Consider the following 20,752-nt stretch of genomic DNA (forward strand, 5'->3'; position numbering starts at 1 on the left):
TTATCACTATGATTACTTCATTTAAAAATAAAACTTTTCTTATTACTGGTGGATACGGTTTTATTGGTTCTCACTTGGTACGAAGACTTTTAAATTTACAAGCAAAAATTGTTCTTTTGATAAGAACATCATCCAATTCTTGGAGACTGAACGATATTCTAAAAAATATTGAAACCTATGAAATAGATATACGAGATAAAAAACAAGTACAAGATGCAATAAAGAAAGTGAATCCGGATTATATCTTTCACCTGGCCGCCTATGGTGTAAATTCTGCCCATACAGACTATATACATGCTATAGAAACAAATATTATAGGAACATGTAACATAATTCAGGCAGCAAAATTAGTAAATTGTAAAAAAGTTATTCATATGGGCAGTAGTTCTGAATACGGTAATAAAATGGAGCCTATTCATGAAAATATGCTACTAACACCTGTGGATATCTATGGAAGTACCAAGGCTGCTGCTACTATACTCGCCCATCAAATTGCTAGCGAAAACAATATTAATCTTATAACACTAAGACCTTTTGGCATATTCGGAGAGGCCGAGGAGCCACATAAAATATTCAGCTATATTATCTTGCAAGTATTACAAAACAAAGATGTAAATTTAACTTTATGCAATCAATTAAGAGATTATTGTTATATAGAAAATATAATAGATGCCTGTATCCTAGCGGTAGAAAATACTACTGTACAAAATGATATCTTTAATATCGGGAGTGGTACCATTCATCCTTTAAAGTATTATGTAGAATTATTATTCAAACATTTGAACACCAATTCCAGACCGAATTACGGTGCAATTTCCTCTAGAACAAATGAAAGATGGATTCCTGAAGCAGATGTTCACAAAATTAAAGAATCTCTTTCATGGGAACCTAGAATTAATATTGAAGAAGGAATTATTAAAACTATTAATTGGTATAAAAATAATACACATTTATACCTAATCCCCTGAAAACATTGTACTAAAGGAGGTCGATTAATTGTTAAACAAAAACTTTAATAATGCTTTTTACGGAAAGAAAATTTTAGTTACAGGACATACTGGTTTTAAAGGTTCTTGGTTATCCCTATGGTTAAAGGAATTGGGAGCTACTGTAATTGGATATTCATTAGATCCTAAGAATAAACATGATAACTTTAATGTTACCAATCTTCAAAATGATATAATAGATATTCGCGGAGATATAAGAGATTTTAGTAAACTAAATAAAGTTTTTACAGATTATAATCCTGAAATTGTATTTCATCTAGCTGCACAACCTCTAGTTAAATATTCATATGAATATCCTAGAGAGACATACGAGGTAAACGTTGTAGGAACTATGAATGTACTAGAAGCAATTCGATTACATGAATCCGCTAAAATAGGAATTATGGTGACAAGTGACAAGTGCTATGAAAATAAAGAATGGCCTTGGGGTTATCGTGAAATTGATCCTATGGGCGGTCATGACATATATAGTTCAAGTAAGGGATGCTGTGAGCTTTTAATTTCTTCCTATCGAAATTCTTATTTTTCAGAAGAGAAATTTTCTCACCACAAGAAAATAATTGCAAGCGTTCGAGCTGGTAATGTAATTGGTGGTGGTGATTGGTCAATAGATAGGATTATTCCTGATTGTATACGATCACTAGAATCGAATAAAAAGATTATTATTAGAAACCCTACTGCTATTAGACCCTGGCAACATGTACTAGAACCTTTAAACGGGTATTTACTCCTCACAGAAAAAATTATTAATAGTGGTATTATTTTTTCAGGTGCATGGAACTTTGGGCCATCCCTAGACAATATTGTTCCAGTAGAAAAATTAGTGACGAGTTTACTAGATATTTGGGGTTGCGGAGATTGGACATCAGAAAATAAGGGTCCAATGAATTTTCATGAAGCAAATTTACTAAACCTTGACATTAGTAAAGCAAAATTCAAGCTTAATTGGCAACCGAAGTGGTCCCTACAACAGACTTTAGAAAATACAATAGAATGGTATAAACATTATAATTCTTACACCAGTACAGAGATGCTAAATTTATGTGTTAACCAAATCAAACAATATTCCACACTTTGAACTATCTCCGCTTACTCATAATCACTGCTTGTTTCTTAAGGTGGGAGTCTTCTTAGCTAAAGACACTTTAACTTTTATAGTCTAAATTGTGAACTTACTATACCTAGAATCATGTGACTGCCCATTAACAAAGATTTTATTTCTTCGGTTATTTCAAATTACTCATAGACATTATACTTAAGAATAAAGGAACCACATATTGTTCTAGTGATTCCTTTGTCCAGAGAGAATAATGCCTTACTTTAACGACAATACAGTATATGAACTTATTCATTTATTTGTTCTGGTTATGAAAAAATCCTTTCCCATCAAAAAAGCATATTTTAAAGGAAAACTTCCTATCTTCTTTAACTTACCCTATTAGAAAAGCAAACAAGGTTAAAATCCCGATAATTACACTGAACTTTAACAAATTTATACCTATCCCCTTCTTATAGCTACTTCACCAAATCTCTTGCTTATATATCGGGTCTCTCGTTTACTTTCACAAATGGTGATAAATTCATGAACTGCTTATTCTATACCCAAATAGCTTTTAAAATCATCTTTTTAGAACAATTAAAGGAGATTTTCTCTTTTATGCACCTTGTCTCCCCTCTACCAGCCTTTAATTCCCCTTTAATCAACTACAAAAAAATCCTTAAAATAGTAAAAACTTCTTTATTAATTCACAAAATTTCCAAATACCTAAACTCTAAATATTAATACTCGTTATATAATGAAATCAAGCCATAAGTAAGATAGTTTCCCTGTTACGAGTAATGAGATATTCTGTTTCACCTTTTTACATTTTCTAAAAAACTTGTAGGAATGCCTACAAGTTTTTTTACTTCCTTTATTCTCTTCTTAATTTATATACGCAATTTTATACATTTATTAGTAATATATACTATAGTACCCAATGAATTAATTTAAAAATGAATACGTAATTAATCTGTTTGACGAAAAGGAAATTTCTTGAATTCTAGGTACATTCGACATGAATTGATTATTTTCTATGAATTTTATTGAAAAACATTGTAAAATACCTCCAATATTCCTTCTATTTTGCTATGATAGTTACAATTAAATAGGATTAAGATATTTCTATAGGATGGGGGAGTATATAGTGAGTGTTCCAGTAAAGGGAAATGAGCAATTAACCTCTCTATTGAACGACTGGTATCGATCTATACTATCTCAACAAGTTGTAAAAGCTACTAATCTAAAAAAGAAAATTGATGAAAAAATTATTAAGTTAAGCATTGAGTCAAATTAAGAACGTCAGGATCAAAATTTGTTACTATATTACTCATTACTTGAATTTCGTTACACAGTCTTAACAGATAGCCTCGGTATTCAACAAAATAGTTTTGATGCTATTAGTGATTACGATATGCCTACAGACCATTTTCTACGCTTCTACTATCACTTTTTCAAATCCATTCATTCTACTTTTATATCAAGTTTTACTGAGGCAGAAGAACATTATAAACTGGCAGAAAAGATATTAGTAGACATTCCAGATGAAATTGAACACGCTGAATTTTACTATAGAATTGCTACTTTTTATCACCATACCTATAACATGCTCGCCTCTATCGAATACACAAATAAATCGAGAGCAATCTTTTCGAAGTATGAAGGTTATGAAGTAAAAACAGCCTTTTGTAATAGTTTGTTAGGGGGTTGCTGTATCTATTTAAATCAGTACGAACAAGCAGAAGAATATCTACATTGTGCAATTGAATTACTACAGAAGAATAAGGAAGAAGATTCCTTGTTATACGTAAAAAGTACTATGGGGTGGTTGTATTCTGATCAAAGTATGTCTACGCTAGCTATTCGTCACCTTTCAGAAGTAACAGAAAAAATCCCTACACACTTCAAAGCTATCTTCCTACAAGCTAAGGGACATTATAAATTAGGAGAACAATCCGCAGCTAGCAAACTCATTGATAGGGGATTACAGATCTGCAGAGGAATTCATAACGAAGAATACACACACCACTTCTCTATTTTAAAAAGATTAAATAAAAATATTCCACTGGAAGAATTAGAAAAAATCATTCAAGAAGGAATCTTATACTTTGAGCAAGAAGAATTATGGGAATGTGTTGTCGAATACGCCGAATTATTTGCCACAAAATGTAGACAATTAGAGAACCACCAAAAGGTAAGTAATTATTTCCATATTTGTTATCAAGCAAGACGAAAATCAATCGAAAAAGGAGTGTTAAAATAATGAAAAAAATCAGCCTATTATTATCGGGTATTGCTTTTATTGGGATTCTAACGGTGGGAATTTCTCCATTTTCTAAAGCGGATCAGTTTGCTACTCATGGACATTACCCTGCTCCTACATATAGTGTTGGCGATCATGGTGGTGCACCACAACAAAGTTAATATGATACTAAATTTCATGTAGAATGCAAGTGAAAAAGGAGCAAATTAATTTGCTCCTTTTATCGTTATAAGATTTTTAACTTCTATCCTTAAACTCACTATCTAGGATTCTATCTTAGAATCTGAACTTATATCTTAAATCCACCAATTAATTCTTGAAGTTCTTCGGCCATCTGTGCTAATTGTACTGCTGAAGAATTTATCTCTTCCATAGAAGCATGTTGTTCTTCAGATGAACCGGCTATCGTTTGCATACTTGAAGAATTCTCTTTCACAGCCATAGATATTTGATTAATTGATGTATCGACTTCCATTACATCACTTGTCATTTTATTTGATAATTCCACCATACCATGTACTTTTGACACGATATCATTTGCAGATTTTGAGATTTCATAAAAACTTTGTTTTGTATCATTCGCAACCTGAATCCCTGACTGCACTTCAACTCCTACTTCATTCATAGCTTTTACAGTCTCATGTACATCTGCTTGTATTTCATTAATTAAACTTCCAATTTCCATTGAAGATTCGGATGATTGCTCCGCTAACTTCCTGACTTCATCGGCAACAATTGCAAAGCCACGCCCCTGTTCTCCTGCCCTTGCCGCTTCAATCGCTGCATTCAATGCTAATAAATTTGTTTGTGCTGCAATATTTTGAATTACTTCTAATATACTTCCGATTTGCTGCGATTTCTTATCTAATAATTTAATTACATTATCAGATTGAGAAACAGAATGATGGATTGACTGCATTTGCGTTACAGTTTGTTCTACTAATTGTTCACCCTCATTGGCTTTTTGTTTTGTGTATAAGGATGAAGCCGATACTTCAGAAGCATTATCAGCTACGCATTGAATGTTTCGTGTTACCTCACCAATTAATTTCGCTCCAGACGCAACTTCATTATTTTGAACTTCTGCACTATTCGATATTTCTTCCATTTCTTTTGTAATTTGTTCTGTCGCAACACTGGCTTGCTCGACGCTAGCAGTTAGTTCCTCAGACGAAGCAGCCACATGTCCTGCAGATGTGTTAATTTGAGAAATTATATTACGTAACGACTCTGCCATTGTATTGAAACTACCTCCTAATTGACCAAGTTCATCCTTTGAACGAATATCTATTTTCTCAGTTAAATCTCCCTGACTAATTCTTTGAGCTGAAATAACTAATTGTCTTAATGGATTAATAATAGATTTAAGAATGAAGAAAATAACAATTCCACCTAACAACAATGAAGCCCCTATTATAGTGAGCGTTTTATAAAAAATAGGATTGGTAGCTTCTTCAATTTCTTTAATAGGCATTACACCAGCTATTTTCCAGCCTGTTTTTTTGTTTGTTTTAAAGCTTATGTTTCGATCCTCACCATTAAGGCTATAAGTAATTACTCCATCTTCTTTCTTGTATAGTTCATCTGCTAATGATTTCTCTAATTTCTCACCTGGCTTAAGTGTAGGATGAACAACTATAGTCTTATCTTGACTTACTATAGATACAAATCCTTGTTTTCCTATTTTTATCATTTTAGAAGTTTTTACGATATCATTAATATTCAAGTCCACACCAATGACACCACTTTTATCAGCATTTTGCTTTGCAATTGCTATTACCATATTGCCTGTAGCCTTTGATTTATAGGGAGACGAAACAATAATCTCTCCATTAGCTTTTACTGCATCCTTATACCAACTACTTTCTAATGGGTTAAATCCTTCAGGTATTTTTCCAACGGGCGCATGAATAAATTGATTATTACTAGATGTAGTATAAATTGTTTCTATCTCTGGATGTAACTGTATATATTGATCAAATTTACCTTGCACATTTTGCAATTGGTCAGCGTTATAATCACCTTGTGTAAGTATCTTTGCAAAATGAGTTACATCTACATGTTTATTTTCTAATTCATCATCAACTATCTTATTTAAAATACTCACATTATCTTTCGCAGTTTGTAGAATTGTTTCATTAAGATCTGTTTTTGCTTTATCATAAGACGATACTCCTACGATAAGACTTGGTATAATTAATATTGCAATAAATGCCATAGACAACTTCGTTTTAAGCTTCATTTGTTCCAATCTTTCTTTTATATTAAACACTAGATACTTCTCCCTTTCATTCTTACAACTGATATAGTTTATTTAATTGTTTGCTCCTTTATTTTTTCTACATTCATTTATGGTATCATTCGAAATGAAATTACCGTTATATCCTTTTACGTATATCTTCTCATATAACAATTTAGTTTTTACAAGCGGAGTTTTATCTATCCACCTTTCGAATATGTTATTTTGCTATATTAAGCAATGTTAAGGCTACGAATTATTCTAAATTACCTGGATGAAACATAGACTTCATTTAAAAGATTATTTTTGACTTTAATTGGATCAAAAGTTTAATCTAGAACTATTCAAATTTGATGAAATCCTTACCATAATAAACCCCTAAAACTTAACTAAGTGAATTTATTTTTTTGATAATTATGCTTAACAGCCTTTTAACCACTCTAATCGCTTCACTTCATTCATTTATCTATTTACTACAGCCACTTTTGTATTATTGGAAACTAAACCATAAATTCTAAATAGAAGAATAAAATAAATCGGAGAACTTCATTGTAACACGTATACATAAGTTTTAAATATTAAAATGAAAAAATATTTTTTCATTATCTTATCTTCATGAATTACTAATAATAGATTGCGAACTTTTTTGGGCTAGCATCTAGATCAGGGTATTACTAAGATTCAAATGAATAACAGCACCAATCCATATGTATTTTGCGAAATAAACTGTTTTGAACTACCTTACTGCTGAATTACACTTGGATGAACCTTTATAGATTTTGCACGTCTCTTCGCTCCATCATTTCCATCTAAATACCTTCTTACTACCATTACATTTTCCTCTCGTGAAAATTTAACTATAAAAAAGTACACCCCAATTGTTGTTGGTGTCTAACATTTGGGGTGTACATCAATTAAGGACAACTTGAATGTCATTTATATGAACAATTAATTAGTACCTTTCTATATTCCTCCACCATATTTCAAATACGCCAATTAATCCTCAGCAAGAAGGAACGAGAATTAAGCAAATATAAAGCGATTTATATCATAAAAGATTATTTTTCACTTCTTTATCAATCTTTACAAAAGACACCTAAGAATTAACAAAGATATTGTTTCGTCTGTTTAATCTCTTACAAAAAAACGGACGAAAATTCCATAGGTATAAGAAGAAAACAGTCATTGATATCTTAGGCATCGTATATAATTTTTCTATGTCCCACAATCAGATAGCGTAATCAAAAAAATGAAGCCCGATAGGGTTTATGTAGTATGCAAATTTTTAAAGAACTTACACTGGATCTTTAGAAAAAAGAAAAAATCTTACATGAAATTAAACTTGTATAATGTTAGCTTGATAGGCATAGAGCACCACCCACATTTTAATTATTTTATAGACCAAGCAATTCTCAAAAAATGATAGCACAATTTTAATTATGATTATGATTATGATTTTGATTTTAATAATACGTTCTGAGACACTACTCTTCTTCTAAAATAGCGTAATAATATTCATCCCACCATTCATTTCCATGGGGGATACACTTCTTGAAATAGCCTTCTCTCCTCATTCCAATTTTCTCCATCACTCGATATGATGGGGTATTTTCTGGCTGACATGTAGCTATAATTCTATGTAATTTCATTTCCTTAAACCCATATTTCAATGTAGCTTGTGCTGCTTCAGAAGCATATCCTTTATTGAAATATTTAGGATTGAATACCCACCCAATCTCATAAGTATGTTCACCAAAATATTTATGAAAAACAATATGACCAATCAGGATATTTTCACCTATAAGTATCACAGGAAAGTTCTTAGCATTTTCACCCATATTTTTATTTACAAAGTTTCTTGTATCTTCTTCAGTAAAAACCCCTTCAGGTATGTATTTCATAACATCGCTATCTGATGTATACTCATGAACAGCTTCCCAATCCTTGAATTCAAATTTTCGTATTAGTAATCTTTCTGCTTTTATAAACATTTACTTTTCTCCCCTCAAAAACTCGTTACTTTATTTCAGATTCACATTTAATCCTTAAAAAAAGAACTTGCAGGAATCTCTACAAGTTTTTTTATATCACGTGAATATATGGGACAAACAAACTATCTTACCGATTCATCATAGAAACTACAGGGGTAGTACTTTGACAACTATATTATATAACAAATATTAACATCCGCAGATTTTATTTTTGAAAATTATGTTAATTAAGAACAAAATTATCCTTTTCCTTAATTATTCTAACTTTTATTCACTTAAATAAGCGTGTAGTTCAAAACAAATCTAATAATGAGAATATGGATACTAAATTTACTCTCAAAAACAGAAACTTAACTGCATACCTTCTGAAAGTAAACATAAGAAAAACGTTCTACTCCATATGAGTAGAACGTCTTCTCACTTTAATTCATATATTTTTTGGGACTTATTTATTTTGTGTCGTATTTAAAAAATTAATAAATTCATCTTCATTTACAGGCTTACTGTAGTAATAACCTTGAATTAGATAACATGCATTTTGTTGTAACACTGTTAATTGCTCCTTCGTTTCTACCCCTTCTGCTATTACTTTCATATTTAAAGTATGGGCTAACGAAATAATTGTTTGAATAATTTCATCTCCATCATTTGAAGTTCCAATTCTATTCACAAATTCTCTTGGAATTTTCAAAGTATCAATTGGATACAAGGGTAGATACGCTAATGAAGAATATCCTGTACCAAAATCATCAATTGATAAATGTACACCATATGATTTCAAGGCTTTTAACTTCGATAAAGTTTCTTTCTCATCTACCATGGCAATTCGCTCTGTTAATTCCAAATCAATCAAGTTAGCTGGTACTCCTATTTCTTCTATGGTAGAAATAATCGTTTGAATAAAATCTTTCTGTTCAAACTCTATAGCTGATAAATTTATCCCCATCTTTAGATTTGAAAAGCCCGCAGAATGCCATTCTTTCAGTTGTCGACACGCTTTCTGTAACGTCCACTTCCCAATTGAAATAATCTGCGACGTTTCTTCTGCTATAGGTATAAACTCAAAAGGAGAAATCAGCCCAAGCTCTGGATGTTGCCAACGTATTAAAGCCTCTGCACCAATAACCTTACCTGCCTTACTATCAATTTGTGGTTGATACAATAAAAACAATTCATTATTTTCAATTGCATTTGGTAAATCCTGTTCTAATCGTAATCGACGAGTTACTTTTTGAGATAATGTCTCGTCATACATACAAACAGCATTGTTACCTTTTTCCTTTGCACTATACATAGCGATATCAGCGTGTTGTAAAAGTGTAGTAGTATTTATTCCTCCAAACGGATACACTGCTATTCCTATACTAAGAGATAAGTAAAAACTATGATGATTTACTACAAATGGTTCATCAGTTATACGAAATAGATTTTTACACAAATCCAATAGCTGTTGTTCCGTGTGGTTATGGACAATGATTGCAAACTCATCTCCACCTATTCTTGCTAGAGGAATAGGCGGTGACAGACATGTCCTAAAACGTTTAGCAACTTCTTTTAAAACCCTGTCACCAATCGAATGACCCAGTGTATCATTAATAGTCTTAAAACGGTTTAAATCTATATACAAGAGGCCAAACTTATCCTTTGTTTTTTGTGCACGCTTAATGGATCTATCTAATTCTTGTTGAAAGAATATACGATTTCCAATCTCCGTCACCGTATCATGGAATGCAAGATAATTTATCTCTTCCTGTTGTTGTTTCATCCTCGTTATGTCTTTTACCATTACATAGCTCCCAAAGGCTTGTCCTTCTATCATAATAGGAACTATAGTGACATACCAAAAAAGTATATCCTTCTCATTGTTATTTTTCACACGTAACTGTAACGAAGATGAACTACATCGTTTCCCTTTCTTTATAGCCGATTCCAATTCAGATTTATCTTCATCTAAAAAAATAGAGAAGCACTCTTTCCCTATTAATGCAGCACTGTCTTTCCCTAATAATATACTTCCAGACTGGTTTATATTTAAAACGGTACCATTTGAATCAATCGTTAAAATAGGATCTGGATGGTACTCATATAAGGACTTAAACCTCTCTTGATTTTTCACCAAATCATTAGATTTTTTTATTAAATCCGCTGTTCTTTGAGATACTTTTTGCTCTAATTGATTATTAAACACTTTTAATGTTTCAGTTAAATCTTTGTTTTGCATTCGTGCAATTGTATGACGAATCAGTACAAATACAAAGGCAATACAATTGCCCTTAATCAGTGTAGCTGAAGAAGTTTGCTCTTTTAAAGTAAAACCAATTAAGATTGCAACTGCAAGATAAGGAAATATGACAAGAAGTTTCTTTCCAAATGTCGGATTAATAATAAAATAATTTCTTCTAGAAGATGCACTCCTTGGGATAGTAGCGGCAATGGCAATAAATAATAGAAAAACTCTATACAAACACCTTAATAATATGAGTGAACGATGTGATAAATCATCTTGTAAATAGAAATATAAATAGTCTGTAATAGACAATCCAGTTAATACTAAGATGAAAATAAACAATTTACTTTTCGCATTAAAAATTGCTGGTCGAAAGATAAGGCTAACTCCTAGTAAAAGAAGCAATAGATCTATAATCGGGAAAATAAATGAAAGAAAAACATCTCCAATTGATAAGAATAAAATATTTGCAGAAGGTTTATTAAATAGGTACCACTCTAAGGTGAAAATAGCAGTAACAACAATACATAAATCACAAATCAAATACGCTTTCTCCCATTTGTTACATTCCATCATGATTTTATAAAAGAACGCAAAGAGAAAGAAGAATAAGAAAAACAACAAAAATACATCAGAGATATTAAAATTTTGTATTGGTAATTCTATATTAAGTACTTGAAAAGCAGATATAAAATTCCCTATCAAGAAACACCCTATTGCAATAGTAATACAAGCCCAAAACAATCCTAACTTAACTTTTCTGGATACTATAGAATAGAGTAATGAAATAAGTACAATAGTTTCAACAACTAAAGATGAGAGTCGTATATTAAAATCTGATACAAAATACTGATTCGGAAAAACAAATAAAAATATAAAGCAAAAGCTTAAATAAGCTATTAGAGCCAATATCAATACATAAAATTGCACATGTGAATGTTTACTCAATATATTCACCTTCTTAAGTCTTTCATCATTTTTTATTAAATTTGTTTCTAATTATTATTTCTATTATGACCATTTCAAAAGATTTCTTTCAAAATAAAGCAACCTCAAATTACACCTGTTAATATTCAACAATTATAGAACAGGAATTATAAAAATGTTTCTAACCATATGAAACGAAAGGAATCTTCTGTCGGAAAATGATAAATCACCATATTTCTCTGCATCCTTTTTCTCATAAAAAGCCACAAATATTTCTAGTACTCTAGCATGCTTCCAAATGGATTGGACAATGCTAAAATGCTAACATCATGATTCCAAAATTAATAAAATACAGAAAGGCTTATACTGAGTAGATACATTAAATATTATCAACAAAAAAAGTTTTTATATCTCTATAAAAAAATTTCACGAAATTAAGTGTATGTATAGACTTTCCAGTCAAAAGAATATAAACAGGACAATCATTATATAAACATGTATCTCTGAGAAATTATATAAATGTAACATATACCCAATTGATGGAGCAATTATAGTTACTTATAGGAATGAGTGTCCACGACAGAAATATGACATTTTTGCAAGCAGCTAATAAAAATGAAACAGAATATAATGTTTTAAAGTAACTAATTCAAAAAAGCCTTGTAACATATTACAAGACTTTTTGAATTGGTATATACATTTCACCAACTGATTTCCATTATCAATCATCATGTAATCATTATAGTTACATCTTTTAAAGAACGTCAACAAAAAGATTATTACACTTTTGTAAGGTAATAAGGTTAATAATATAGCAAGTAACTTTTACACGAAGTAAATTTTTTTATGTTTATAATAAGCTAAAAATGATAATAATCCACCTATCTGGTTGATTGTACTGTTTATTAGCGAATCGTATCATTTATTATAATTCCTATATTTTTACTAATTTGCTGACTTACAGGAAAGAAAATAGCCAATATTTAGAGATAAATTAAAACAAACATTTCCGTTTGCATGGCAACTTATTAATCTTTATGGCAATTTAAGTTTAATAAACAACAAAAGTTTGTTGACATGGATGCATTTATTCAAGAATTACTGCAATCAAAGTTACTATCTAAAATACAGTAAATAGTATATACGAAGTACTTCGTTAGAAATTTTAAGAGCGTACTTCTTATTCGCCTTTTTCAGGAGATGTACAAAAATACCCCACATATAAATCTAAATTATTTAATCTAGAGAGCCCTCTCATTACATAGGATTAAAAACAAATTTATTTATCCTTATAGTTATTATAATGATTAATTATTCACCTTATATAATAATTACTTACTATGTTATTAACATGGTTATCTTACAAAAATGTAATTCTTTTTTAATTGACACTCATATATATAAGTAACTATACTGGTTACACAAGCTTGATAAATATATCAAATAGCCCCTTATTATAAGTGTATGCCTATAGATTTTTTTCGAAATAATAATTTAAATTAACTAATTATTATTCACCTGTAATATAGCGAAATTGCCAACCTACTCTATTATTTAAACTAATTCATATTACTTATAAGATTCACTATAAATGATTGATTTACCAAGCTATAATATTTTTTAGGAGTGTTACATTTTGAAATACAAATTAATTGCTACAGGAATTCTTGCTGGAAGTCTACTATCCTACTCATCTAGTGCATTTGCAAATACTCATAAATTTCCAGATGTCCCAAATTGGGCAAGCCCTTCTGTAAATTACCTAGTTGAAAAAGGCGCATTACACGGAAAACCCGATGGTACTTTTGCTCCTGCTGAAACAATTGACCGCGGTTCAGCTGCCAAAATAATGGCTATAATGCTTGGATTAGAAATTAATAAGAATGCTAAACCATCTTTCCGAGATGCTCAAAACCACTGGGCAGCACCTTACATTGCAGCTGTTGAAAAAGCAGGTGTTATTAAAGGAGATGGAAATGGTAACTTCCTTCCAACAGGTTTGATTAATCGTGCATCCATGGCTTCAATGGTGGCAAATGCTTATAAATTAGAAAATAAAGTTACTAAAAATAGTGTAACTACATTTGAGGATTTAAAAGGGCATTGGGGAGAAAGATATGCAAATATTTTAATACAAACAAAAGTTTCTAAGGGCACTGAAGACGGAAATAGCTGGTCCCCTAATAGAGCGATTACCCGTGCAGAAGCTGCACAATTTATTGCAAAATCTGATCAAATCCACAAACAAACAAAAGTAGAAGAAAATGCTGTAGTTGGTGTAATAAATGATGCAGACCCTTATTATGTGACTGTTGCATATAAAGATGCTAATGGAAATAGTCAAGAAGTGACTATAGACTTCCCAAATGGTAGTAACTCTAACTTTAAAAACGGTGACAAAGTTAAAGTTGCTAACAAAGATCAATGGAAACATCAAAAACTCTATGGACAAACTGTATTTTACACTGATGTAAGTTCTATTTCTAAAATAAACGACGAATCTAACAAACAACAAGAAAACCATGTAATGAGTAAAGATAAAGAACAAAAACTCTTAGCACAACTAAAAAAGCGTTCTGGTACAGTGACAAAAAAATCCGAAGATAGTCTAGAAATTTCAAGTGAAAATCAAACCATTCGTGCCCATGTTAATCCAAAAGTACTACCAAACATTCAGATAGGTGATACAGTAAATGTTTATGCTCAAGCATTTGAAATGGCCCCTATCCTTCTAAAGGACTTACCTTTCGAGGCAAGAAACGCGATTATTCAAAAAGGAAATGAACAAAATATTTTAGAGAATCAATACAAAAAAATCAAAGGAAATGTTACAGGGAAATCGGATAACTCAATCTTAGTTTCAAGTAACAACATAACTTATAAAGTTGAAACTTCAACCGAAGTATTACAAGATATTGTAATCGGTAATACGGTGAACGTTTATGCTGCATCTTTTGAGTTTAGCCCTATTTTACTTGCTGGTGTTCCTGTGAAAGCTATCTCTCCTATTGTTGAAAAAACAAACTAATGTTCAACATTCTATAAATTTGTTAACTTCATCCGAAAGGAACTCCTAAGTAACATAGGAGTTCTTTTTATGAAGTTATATATTTTCTATCGTACTCGTAAGACCTAGTATATTAATCGTGATTTACTATCTGTCCAACAGTAACTATCTTATTTTTATTTCTATAAGTTTTTATCAAGAGGCAGAGCTTTATTTCCCCATCTTTCTTTGAACTCCCCCACTCTCGATTCTAAATAAAGTGAACGCGTGTAATTCAACTGTTTTAAAAAAATCAAATTTTATTGCTCAAGGCACCTTCGAACTTTAGAAGGAACAAAAAAAGAAGAGAGATTTCCTCCCTCTTCACCAATAAAATCAAACATATTTACAATTAAGGAAGGGTATACATTCTATGTTAGTATGGGTCATGGAGCAAAATAAGTCTGGACTTGGTTTTTATAAACGAATGAGTGGAAAGGAATATATTCGCAGAACCAGCACGTTTGGAGAAACAGTAGTAGACGATGTAGCTTATGGTTGGAATGACATTTCGGTGTTGTACGATACAGAACTAAATAAAATAAATTGACTTCCAATAACGAATTTTACAACAACTAGCATCTCTTACAAGGGGCTAGTTGTTATTTTTGTTGTATACATATTAGAAGCATAAGTTGGCCAAGTTAATCAAAACGGCCATCTTATGCTTCTTGTTACAATTTTAAACATAGAGTATACAAATTATTACACTTATTTTTCTTCTCCACTTGCTTGCATGGAATTAAAAGTCCAATTTAATTTTAATGAATCTCCTTGAAATACATTTTGCTCTGCATCATTATCTACAAATGTGAACATTACATAGAAAGTATCATCATCACCAGGAGCAAGTCCATTTCCTTCTCGGTCTACGACACCTTTTTGTACAAGATCAGGAATACTTCCATTTTGCGTAGCTACCTTTAATTCAGATAATGTAGTAGACCAAATTGGAACCTCATTTTTATCCAAATTCCACAAGAAATCTACACGGATATGATCACCAAAATCAGCATTTCCATTATCGCCTTTCGCATCAATTACACTGTAATCTGTCAGGAGTTTCACATCTCCTATTGCTAAGGTTCCTTTGTTAACTAATTGAAAACCGCGCTCCATTTCATCACCTGGTTTCAGATTGTCGACATTAATAACAACTTCAGGATTCACACTCAAATCTAAAGTACCCGCTGCAAACGTGTTTTGTGATACTTCCTTATCACTAAAATACGCATATGTTCCCCCACCAATTAAAGATAAGCCCAGCGCTGCAGTTATGACACCCATACCAAGTTTTTTCTTCATACCCATTTCACAAGTCCCCCTATTTTTAAAGTTCAAACTACAAACCTTATTTCCATCCCACAAACAATAATAATTAAACAACTACCTTGTCCCATAACGAAAGCAAACTAACTTCAAACTAGTTACTGCTTGTGCCTAAACAACTATTACTTTTAAAATGACCGGTAATATTACCATGAATCATTACCGGTCATTTGTTAGCCAATCTCATTTCATTTACTATTCATTGTCTGATTACTTTATTTACTCTAGAAGTTTGTCCACTTATTTTTTTGGTTCTAAACCGATAGATCGTAAGATTTTATCTAACGTCACTGGCCCTACATTTTCTTTCGGCTTCTGATTTTCTTTGGCATCTGGACCCTTTTTCAAGAAGTTTTTCTCAATAAAACGAATATCTGTTTCATCTATAACACCATCTTGATTTATATCTCCATCTTTTACAGATACTTTTCCTTTTCCATACGATAAAGCTGCTATTCTAGCATCTTGAATATCTACCATTTTATCGCCGTTTACATCACCTGCAAGGTTATCATCCATGTCAGCTCTAAAGTTTTGTCCCACTAATTCTCCATCCTGCATTTTCCCTATTTTTGTTGTTAATTTACTATTTAAATGACCTGGCATTTCTACGAAAATATCATATTCTTTATCACTTATTGGGACACTATGAATTTCAAATTGCCCGTTATCACCAATCGTTCCTGTATATTTCTTTCCATCCTTGCCAACTACGTACACTTTTGCTCCTAGTTTTGTATAGTCTTTCTTACCTAAATACCCCTCTTCATTCAAGAAAGCTTCCGGTCCAATATATCCTGTAACTGTTGAATGTTTCGAAACAATAGCAAAAGATTTATCTTTAAACGCAGGAATCTCAGTTCCTTCTGATGCACCAGCTTTTGTATAAGAGAACTTATCTACTCCAAATGCAGTTAAATCATTAAAATATTCATCGTTCGTCATCTCGAATGTAACATCTAAAAATGGTGTATCTCCATCTAATCCTTTAAATTCTTTTCCTTCCAATGATGCGCCAACTTTCACCTTGTTTTCCCAAGCTCCTTCTTCACTTATCTTCGGATCTTCTAATTTAAGGTTCAGTCCATGTTGTTTTACATATTCCGCAAATGCTGGATTTGGTTTCACATCTGTAAATTTAAATAGCTGCTTGTAATAAGGAATTTCAAATGTACCTGACATAAGCTGCTTTACATTATTAAGATTCAAAGTTAACGTAATTTTCTCTCCTAATTTGATTTTATCTTTGTCATAACTTGGAACAGCGTATTCTGTCCCTTCCTTTACAAAGACGTAATCTTTATATCCAGTTGCCATATTCCCTGCAGTTGCAAGATCATATCCAAATAATTTTAAATTTAACGGCTCATTTATTTCCTCTGGAAGTACTCCAAATTTAAAATCACCATTTGCTTGAATTGTATTCAGCCAACCTGATGGAAAGGCAGAATTTTGATAATATACAATTTGATTCGCTTTTTGATCATACTGCAAGCCTTTTGCCTTTAATGCATCTACTGTAGAATCATAAATGTTACCATGCACCCATAATGCACGTTGGCCGTCTTCTTCTTTAAACATGGAATCATTGACTTCGTGTATACCAGGTTGTACATCCTTAAATTTCATTTCAGGTATTACATTATCAATGATAATGCTATCGCCTTTTGTATACGCTTTTCCTTCTTTATCATATCCAACGAAGTTCAATTCGTAATCTCCATCAGGCAACATAACAGGCTTATCCGCAATTGGATGAGCTGGATCTCCTGTGAATGGAAGTACATACCCTCCCATACCAGAAAACATCATATATTCAAGATTCGGTGTTAGACTACTTGCATCAAGTGTACCAACGACTCCTAATGCCTTCCCTGTCTTTCGGTCCTTCACAACTGCATCAATAGTTTCAAGAGGACTATTTAGTTTAAATGTCAAAGGCGAACTTGGTCTCTCCATAAACGGATGGAATTTAGATGCATCTGTTGCCATTGCATCTCTCAGTAAATCTACAGACGCAATCCCTTTTTCTGTGAATTTAACTGCAAATGGTACTTGATATACTTCTTTTTCATTATTTTTATTTGAAATATGAATATAGCCCTCATATCTACCAAATTCAGCGTTTTCTGGAATGATAATTTCAGGGCTAATTTCCTCTGATGTACTAGGAGCTACTTTAATAGAATCTGGTAAATTTAGCTTCACACCATTCTTCGCTGCATCTTGCACACCTACACTTGTAGGTGAAAACTCTACTTCTAATTTAAACTCTTTCCCATCAGTTTTACCGCTGTTCTTAATTAAGACTTTTCGACTATCTTTAATAGGCCCATTTTCAATTTGATTTTTATACCCAAACGCAATAGAACCTGTTTTTTCTTCAATTTCTACTTCTTCATCATCTACAACGTTTGATGTTTTATCGATAACCTCGATAGATGTATCTGCATGAACTGCACGATATGCATCAATTCGTCCAGAGCCCACCTCAAATACAGAACGCTCTTCTTTTAGGTCAACTGCGGTATTCATAAGTGCTTCTTTTACTTCAAATGGACTATAGTTTGGATGTTCTTGTAAAATAAGTGCCGCTACCCCTGCAGTATGAGGAGTTGCCATAGATGTACCTGACATACGTCCATACGCTACTGGATAATTTTCTCCATCTTTTGGATCATTAATATATTCAGGAACAGTTGAGAAAATAGACACACCTGGTGCTACAATATCCGGCTTAATATCATCTGTTTTAGTTGCAGGACCACGGGAGCTGAAATCAGCCAAGTGATCTCCCTCTGTTTTTATATTACTAAGTTCTCCAAACGCTAACGACACATCTCCTTGTACAGCTTTTGCTTGTAATTTCTCACCATCTACTTTTGTTAAGCGGAACGATGGAATGGATGAATTACTTTCCCCAAGATAACTTGTAATTTCACCATCTACATTGTTGTATACGATTACCGCTTTTGCGCCTGCTTCCTTAGCATTTTTAATTTTTTCATCAAATGTAATCTCACCGCGTTGGATAAGAGCTAACTTCCCTTTCACATCTTTCCCTGTAAAATCACCTGATTTCCCAAGCCCTGCATATACAACCGATAAGGATTGCCCTTTCAAATCTTCAATCTTATCAGTAAAGCTTTTTCCAAGTAGCATCATCTTATCCACATGTACATCACCTACATCGGCGGAGAACGTTGGGATAGTCATTGCAGCGTCACTTGCTCCAACTGTAATTGGAAGTGCTGCTGCACTAGGTGATCCAATGGTACCTTCTCCCGGACCACTATTACCTGCTGCTACTACTGTAACAACACCAGCTAACATCGCATTGTTCACTGCAACAGAAGTAGGATATAAAGGATCATTAATAGACGCTCCTAGTGATAAATTGATAACATCCATATCGTCTTTCACTGCTTTATCAATCGCAGCAAGAATACCGCTTGTTTGTCCACTTCCATACGGACCTAGTACGCGATATGAATATAAATCTACATCCGGAGCAACGCCCTTCACTGCATAATCTACACTATTCTGTTTGTCTGCAGCAATTGTCCCAGCTACATGCGTACCATGGGATGTATAATATGCACTTCCATCATAAATCTCAGGGTATCCTCCAGAATTTTGCCAATCCTTATATGTTGTCTCCATTGGATCGGCATCATTATTAACAAAGTCCCATCCTTTTATTGAGTTCGGATCTATTTTGCTTGGATCTTCACCTTGCTTTGCACGATATCCCTTATATGCATCTTTCAAATCCGGGTGGTTGTAATCAATACCCGTGTCCAGTACACCTACCTTAATTCCTTTACCTGTTATTTTTTCATCATGCAGCTTGTCTACACCAATTTGCGGTACACTATCTGCCATTTTCGGTTCAACAGCAGTCTTAGCTGTGTCTTTCGGCAAATCAATTTTAACCTCATGATCTTCCCATACGCGCTTAACGATACCAGTACGAACTAAGTCTTCAATCATATTCGCTGGTAAAGAAATCGCTACACCATTAAAAGCATTCTTATATTCTCTTGTTATTTTTGCAGATTTTACATTTGTCCCTTTCTCTTTATTCTTTTGAAGCTGTTCAAGCTCTGCTTTAAATCCTTTATGTGATGCCTCTACCTTTTGTTCCGCATTTGAAAGAGCTACCTTTTTCCCTTTAGCCGCTTGTTTTAATACCTCAATTTTGCTAGGTGCTTGCTTAAATTCTATAATCACATTCACATTATTAGGACTTGCTGTATTGATACCTGGCGAAATAACAAAGCCTGGTTTTGTATCTAACGTTTTTAAGGCATTACGTTGTTCCTTTGTAAGGCCTTTTAAGATAGCATTTGCATCATCAATTCCAGTTAAAGTAGATGTATTTACCTCTTCCGCTAGTACGTTATATGGAATCCCTTGAGACAATAACATTCCAACTGTTAACGTTCCAATAAGAACCTTTCCAAATTTCCCTCGTTTCATATTGCATCTCCCCATTATTAATATTATTTTTTGAAACAAATTGATTCTTAAATTCTCATGTAGCATTGGAAACTCTATTAATCTTAATCTTTTGTATCATGAAAGATTTCCAACACTACTACCATCCCCATACCACATATAGCTAACCACTCACTTTACTCTTTCTATAAGAGCCCCCCATCATTTATTCCCAATAAAAGAT

General features: G+C 32.5%; 10 protein-coding genes and 2 pseudogenes. 7 read left to right on the top strand and 5 right to left on the bottom strand.

The features are described 5' to 3' along the window. Positions 1 to 8 precede the first annotated feature (8 nt). From DN390_RS17305 to DN390_RS30680, 4 genes and pseudogenes are all read left to right on the top strand, one after another. Positions 9 to 968, top strand: a complete 960-nt coding sequence (locus tag DN390_RS17305; protein WP_097845000.1) for an NAD-dependent epimerase/dehydratase family protein — start codon at positions 9 to 11, stop codon at positions 966 to 968. Positions 969 to 996: 28 nt separating this feature from the next. Further along, a complete protein-coding gene (gene rfbG, locus DN390_RS17310) occupies positions 997 to 2,085 on the top strand; it encodes a CDP-glucose 4,6-dehydratase (protein WP_147807925.1) in 1,089 nt (362 codons plus the stop codon). 1,108 nt (positions 2,086 to 3,193) lie between these two features. After that, positions 3,194 to 4,309 (top strand): annotated as a pseudogene (locus tag DN390_RS17315) (response regulator aspartate phosphatase). Then, positions 4,309 to 4,470, top strand: coding sequence for a hypothetical protein (locus tag DN390_RS30680; RefSeq protein WP_098198849.1), 162 nt, complete (start codon positions 4,309 to 4,311; stop codon positions 4,468 to 4,470). The pseudogene DN390_RS17315 and the gene DN390_RS30680 overlap by 1 nt, the downstream one beginning before the upstream one ends. 128 nt (positions 4,471 to 4,598) lie before the next feature. On the opposite strand, the gene DN390_RS17320 is transcribed toward DN390_RS30680, so the two are convergent. Beyond that, complete coding sequence (locus DN390_RS17320) at positions 4,599 to 6,581, bottom strand: methyl-accepting chemotaxis protein (RefSeq protein ID WP_147807926.1); 1,983 nt, start codon at positions 6,579 to 6,581, stop codon at positions 4,599 to 4,601. Between the two features lie 888 nt (positions 6,582 to 7,469). Here DN390_RS17320 and DN390_RS17325 point away from each other — a divergent pair. Next, a pseudogene (locus DN390_RS17325) lies at positions 7,470 to 7,789 on the top strand (IS4 family transposase); the annotation flags it as partial. 243 nt (positions 7,790 to 8,032) lie between these two features. Here DN390_RS17325 and DN390_RS17330 read toward each other — a convergent pair. Both DN390_RS17330 and DN390_RS17335 read right to left on the bottom strand, forming a co-directional pair. Next, positions 8,033 to 8,539: a GNAT family N-acetyltransferase gene (locus DN390_RS17330; protein ID WP_060630906.1), complete on the bottom strand. Its 507-nt coding sequence runs from the start codon at positions 8,537 to 8,539 to the stop codon at positions 8,033 to 8,035. Between the two features lie 445 nt (positions 8,540 to 8,984). After that, positions 8,985 to 11,714 (bottom strand): sensor domain-containing protein, encoded by a 2,730-nt coding sequence (locus DN390_RS17335; protein WP_147807927.1) that lies wholly within the window; start codon positions 11,712 to 11,714, stop codon positions 8,985 to 8,987. A 1,615-nt stretch (positions 11,715 to 13,329) separates the two neighbouring features. On the opposite strand from DN390_RS17335, the gene DN390_RS17340 reads away from it, so the two are divergent. Further along, positions 13,330 to 14,721 (top strand): S-layer homology domain-containing protein, encoded by a 1,392-nt coding sequence (locus tag DN390_RS17340; RefSeq protein ID WP_147807928.1) that lies wholly within the window; start codon positions 13,330 to 13,332, stop codon positions 14,719 to 14,721. Positions 14,722 to 15,112: 391 nt separating this feature from the next. After that, positions 15,113 to 15,289 carry a hypothetical protein gene (locus DN390_RS30685; RefSeq protein WP_179955761.1) on the top strand — a complete coding sequence of 59 codons (177 nt, stop codon included), beginning with the start codon at positions 15,113 to 15,115 and terminating at the stop codon, positions 15,287 to 15,289. A 161-nt stretch (positions 15,290 to 15,450) separates the two neighbouring features. Here the strand turns inward: DN390_RS30685 and DN390_RS17345 are convergent, their stop codons facing one another. Together DN390_RS17345 and DN390_RS17350 are read right to left on the bottom strand one after the other, a co-directional pair. Continuing rightward, positions 15,451 to 16,050 carry a TasA family protein gene (locus DN390_RS17345; protein WP_098199142.1) on the bottom strand — a complete coding sequence of 200 codons (600 nt, stop codon included), beginning with the start codon at positions 16,048 to 16,050 and terminating at the stop codon, positions 15,451 to 15,453. Between the two features lie 258 nt (positions 16,051 to 16,308). Next, positions 16,309 to 20,550, bottom strand: a complete 4,242-nt coding sequence (locus tag DN390_RS17350; protein WP_147807929.1) for a S8 family serine peptidase — start codon at positions 20,548 to 20,550, stop codon at positions 16,309 to 16,311. Positions 20,551 to 20,752: the final 202 nt, after the last annotated feature.

Origin of the sequence: Bacillus sp. SH7-1, from assembly GCF_008042405.1 — a bacterium.
Taxonomy (GTDB): Bacteria; Bacillota; Bacilli; order Bacillales; family Bacillaceae_G; genus Bacillus_A; species Bacillus_A thuringiensis_N.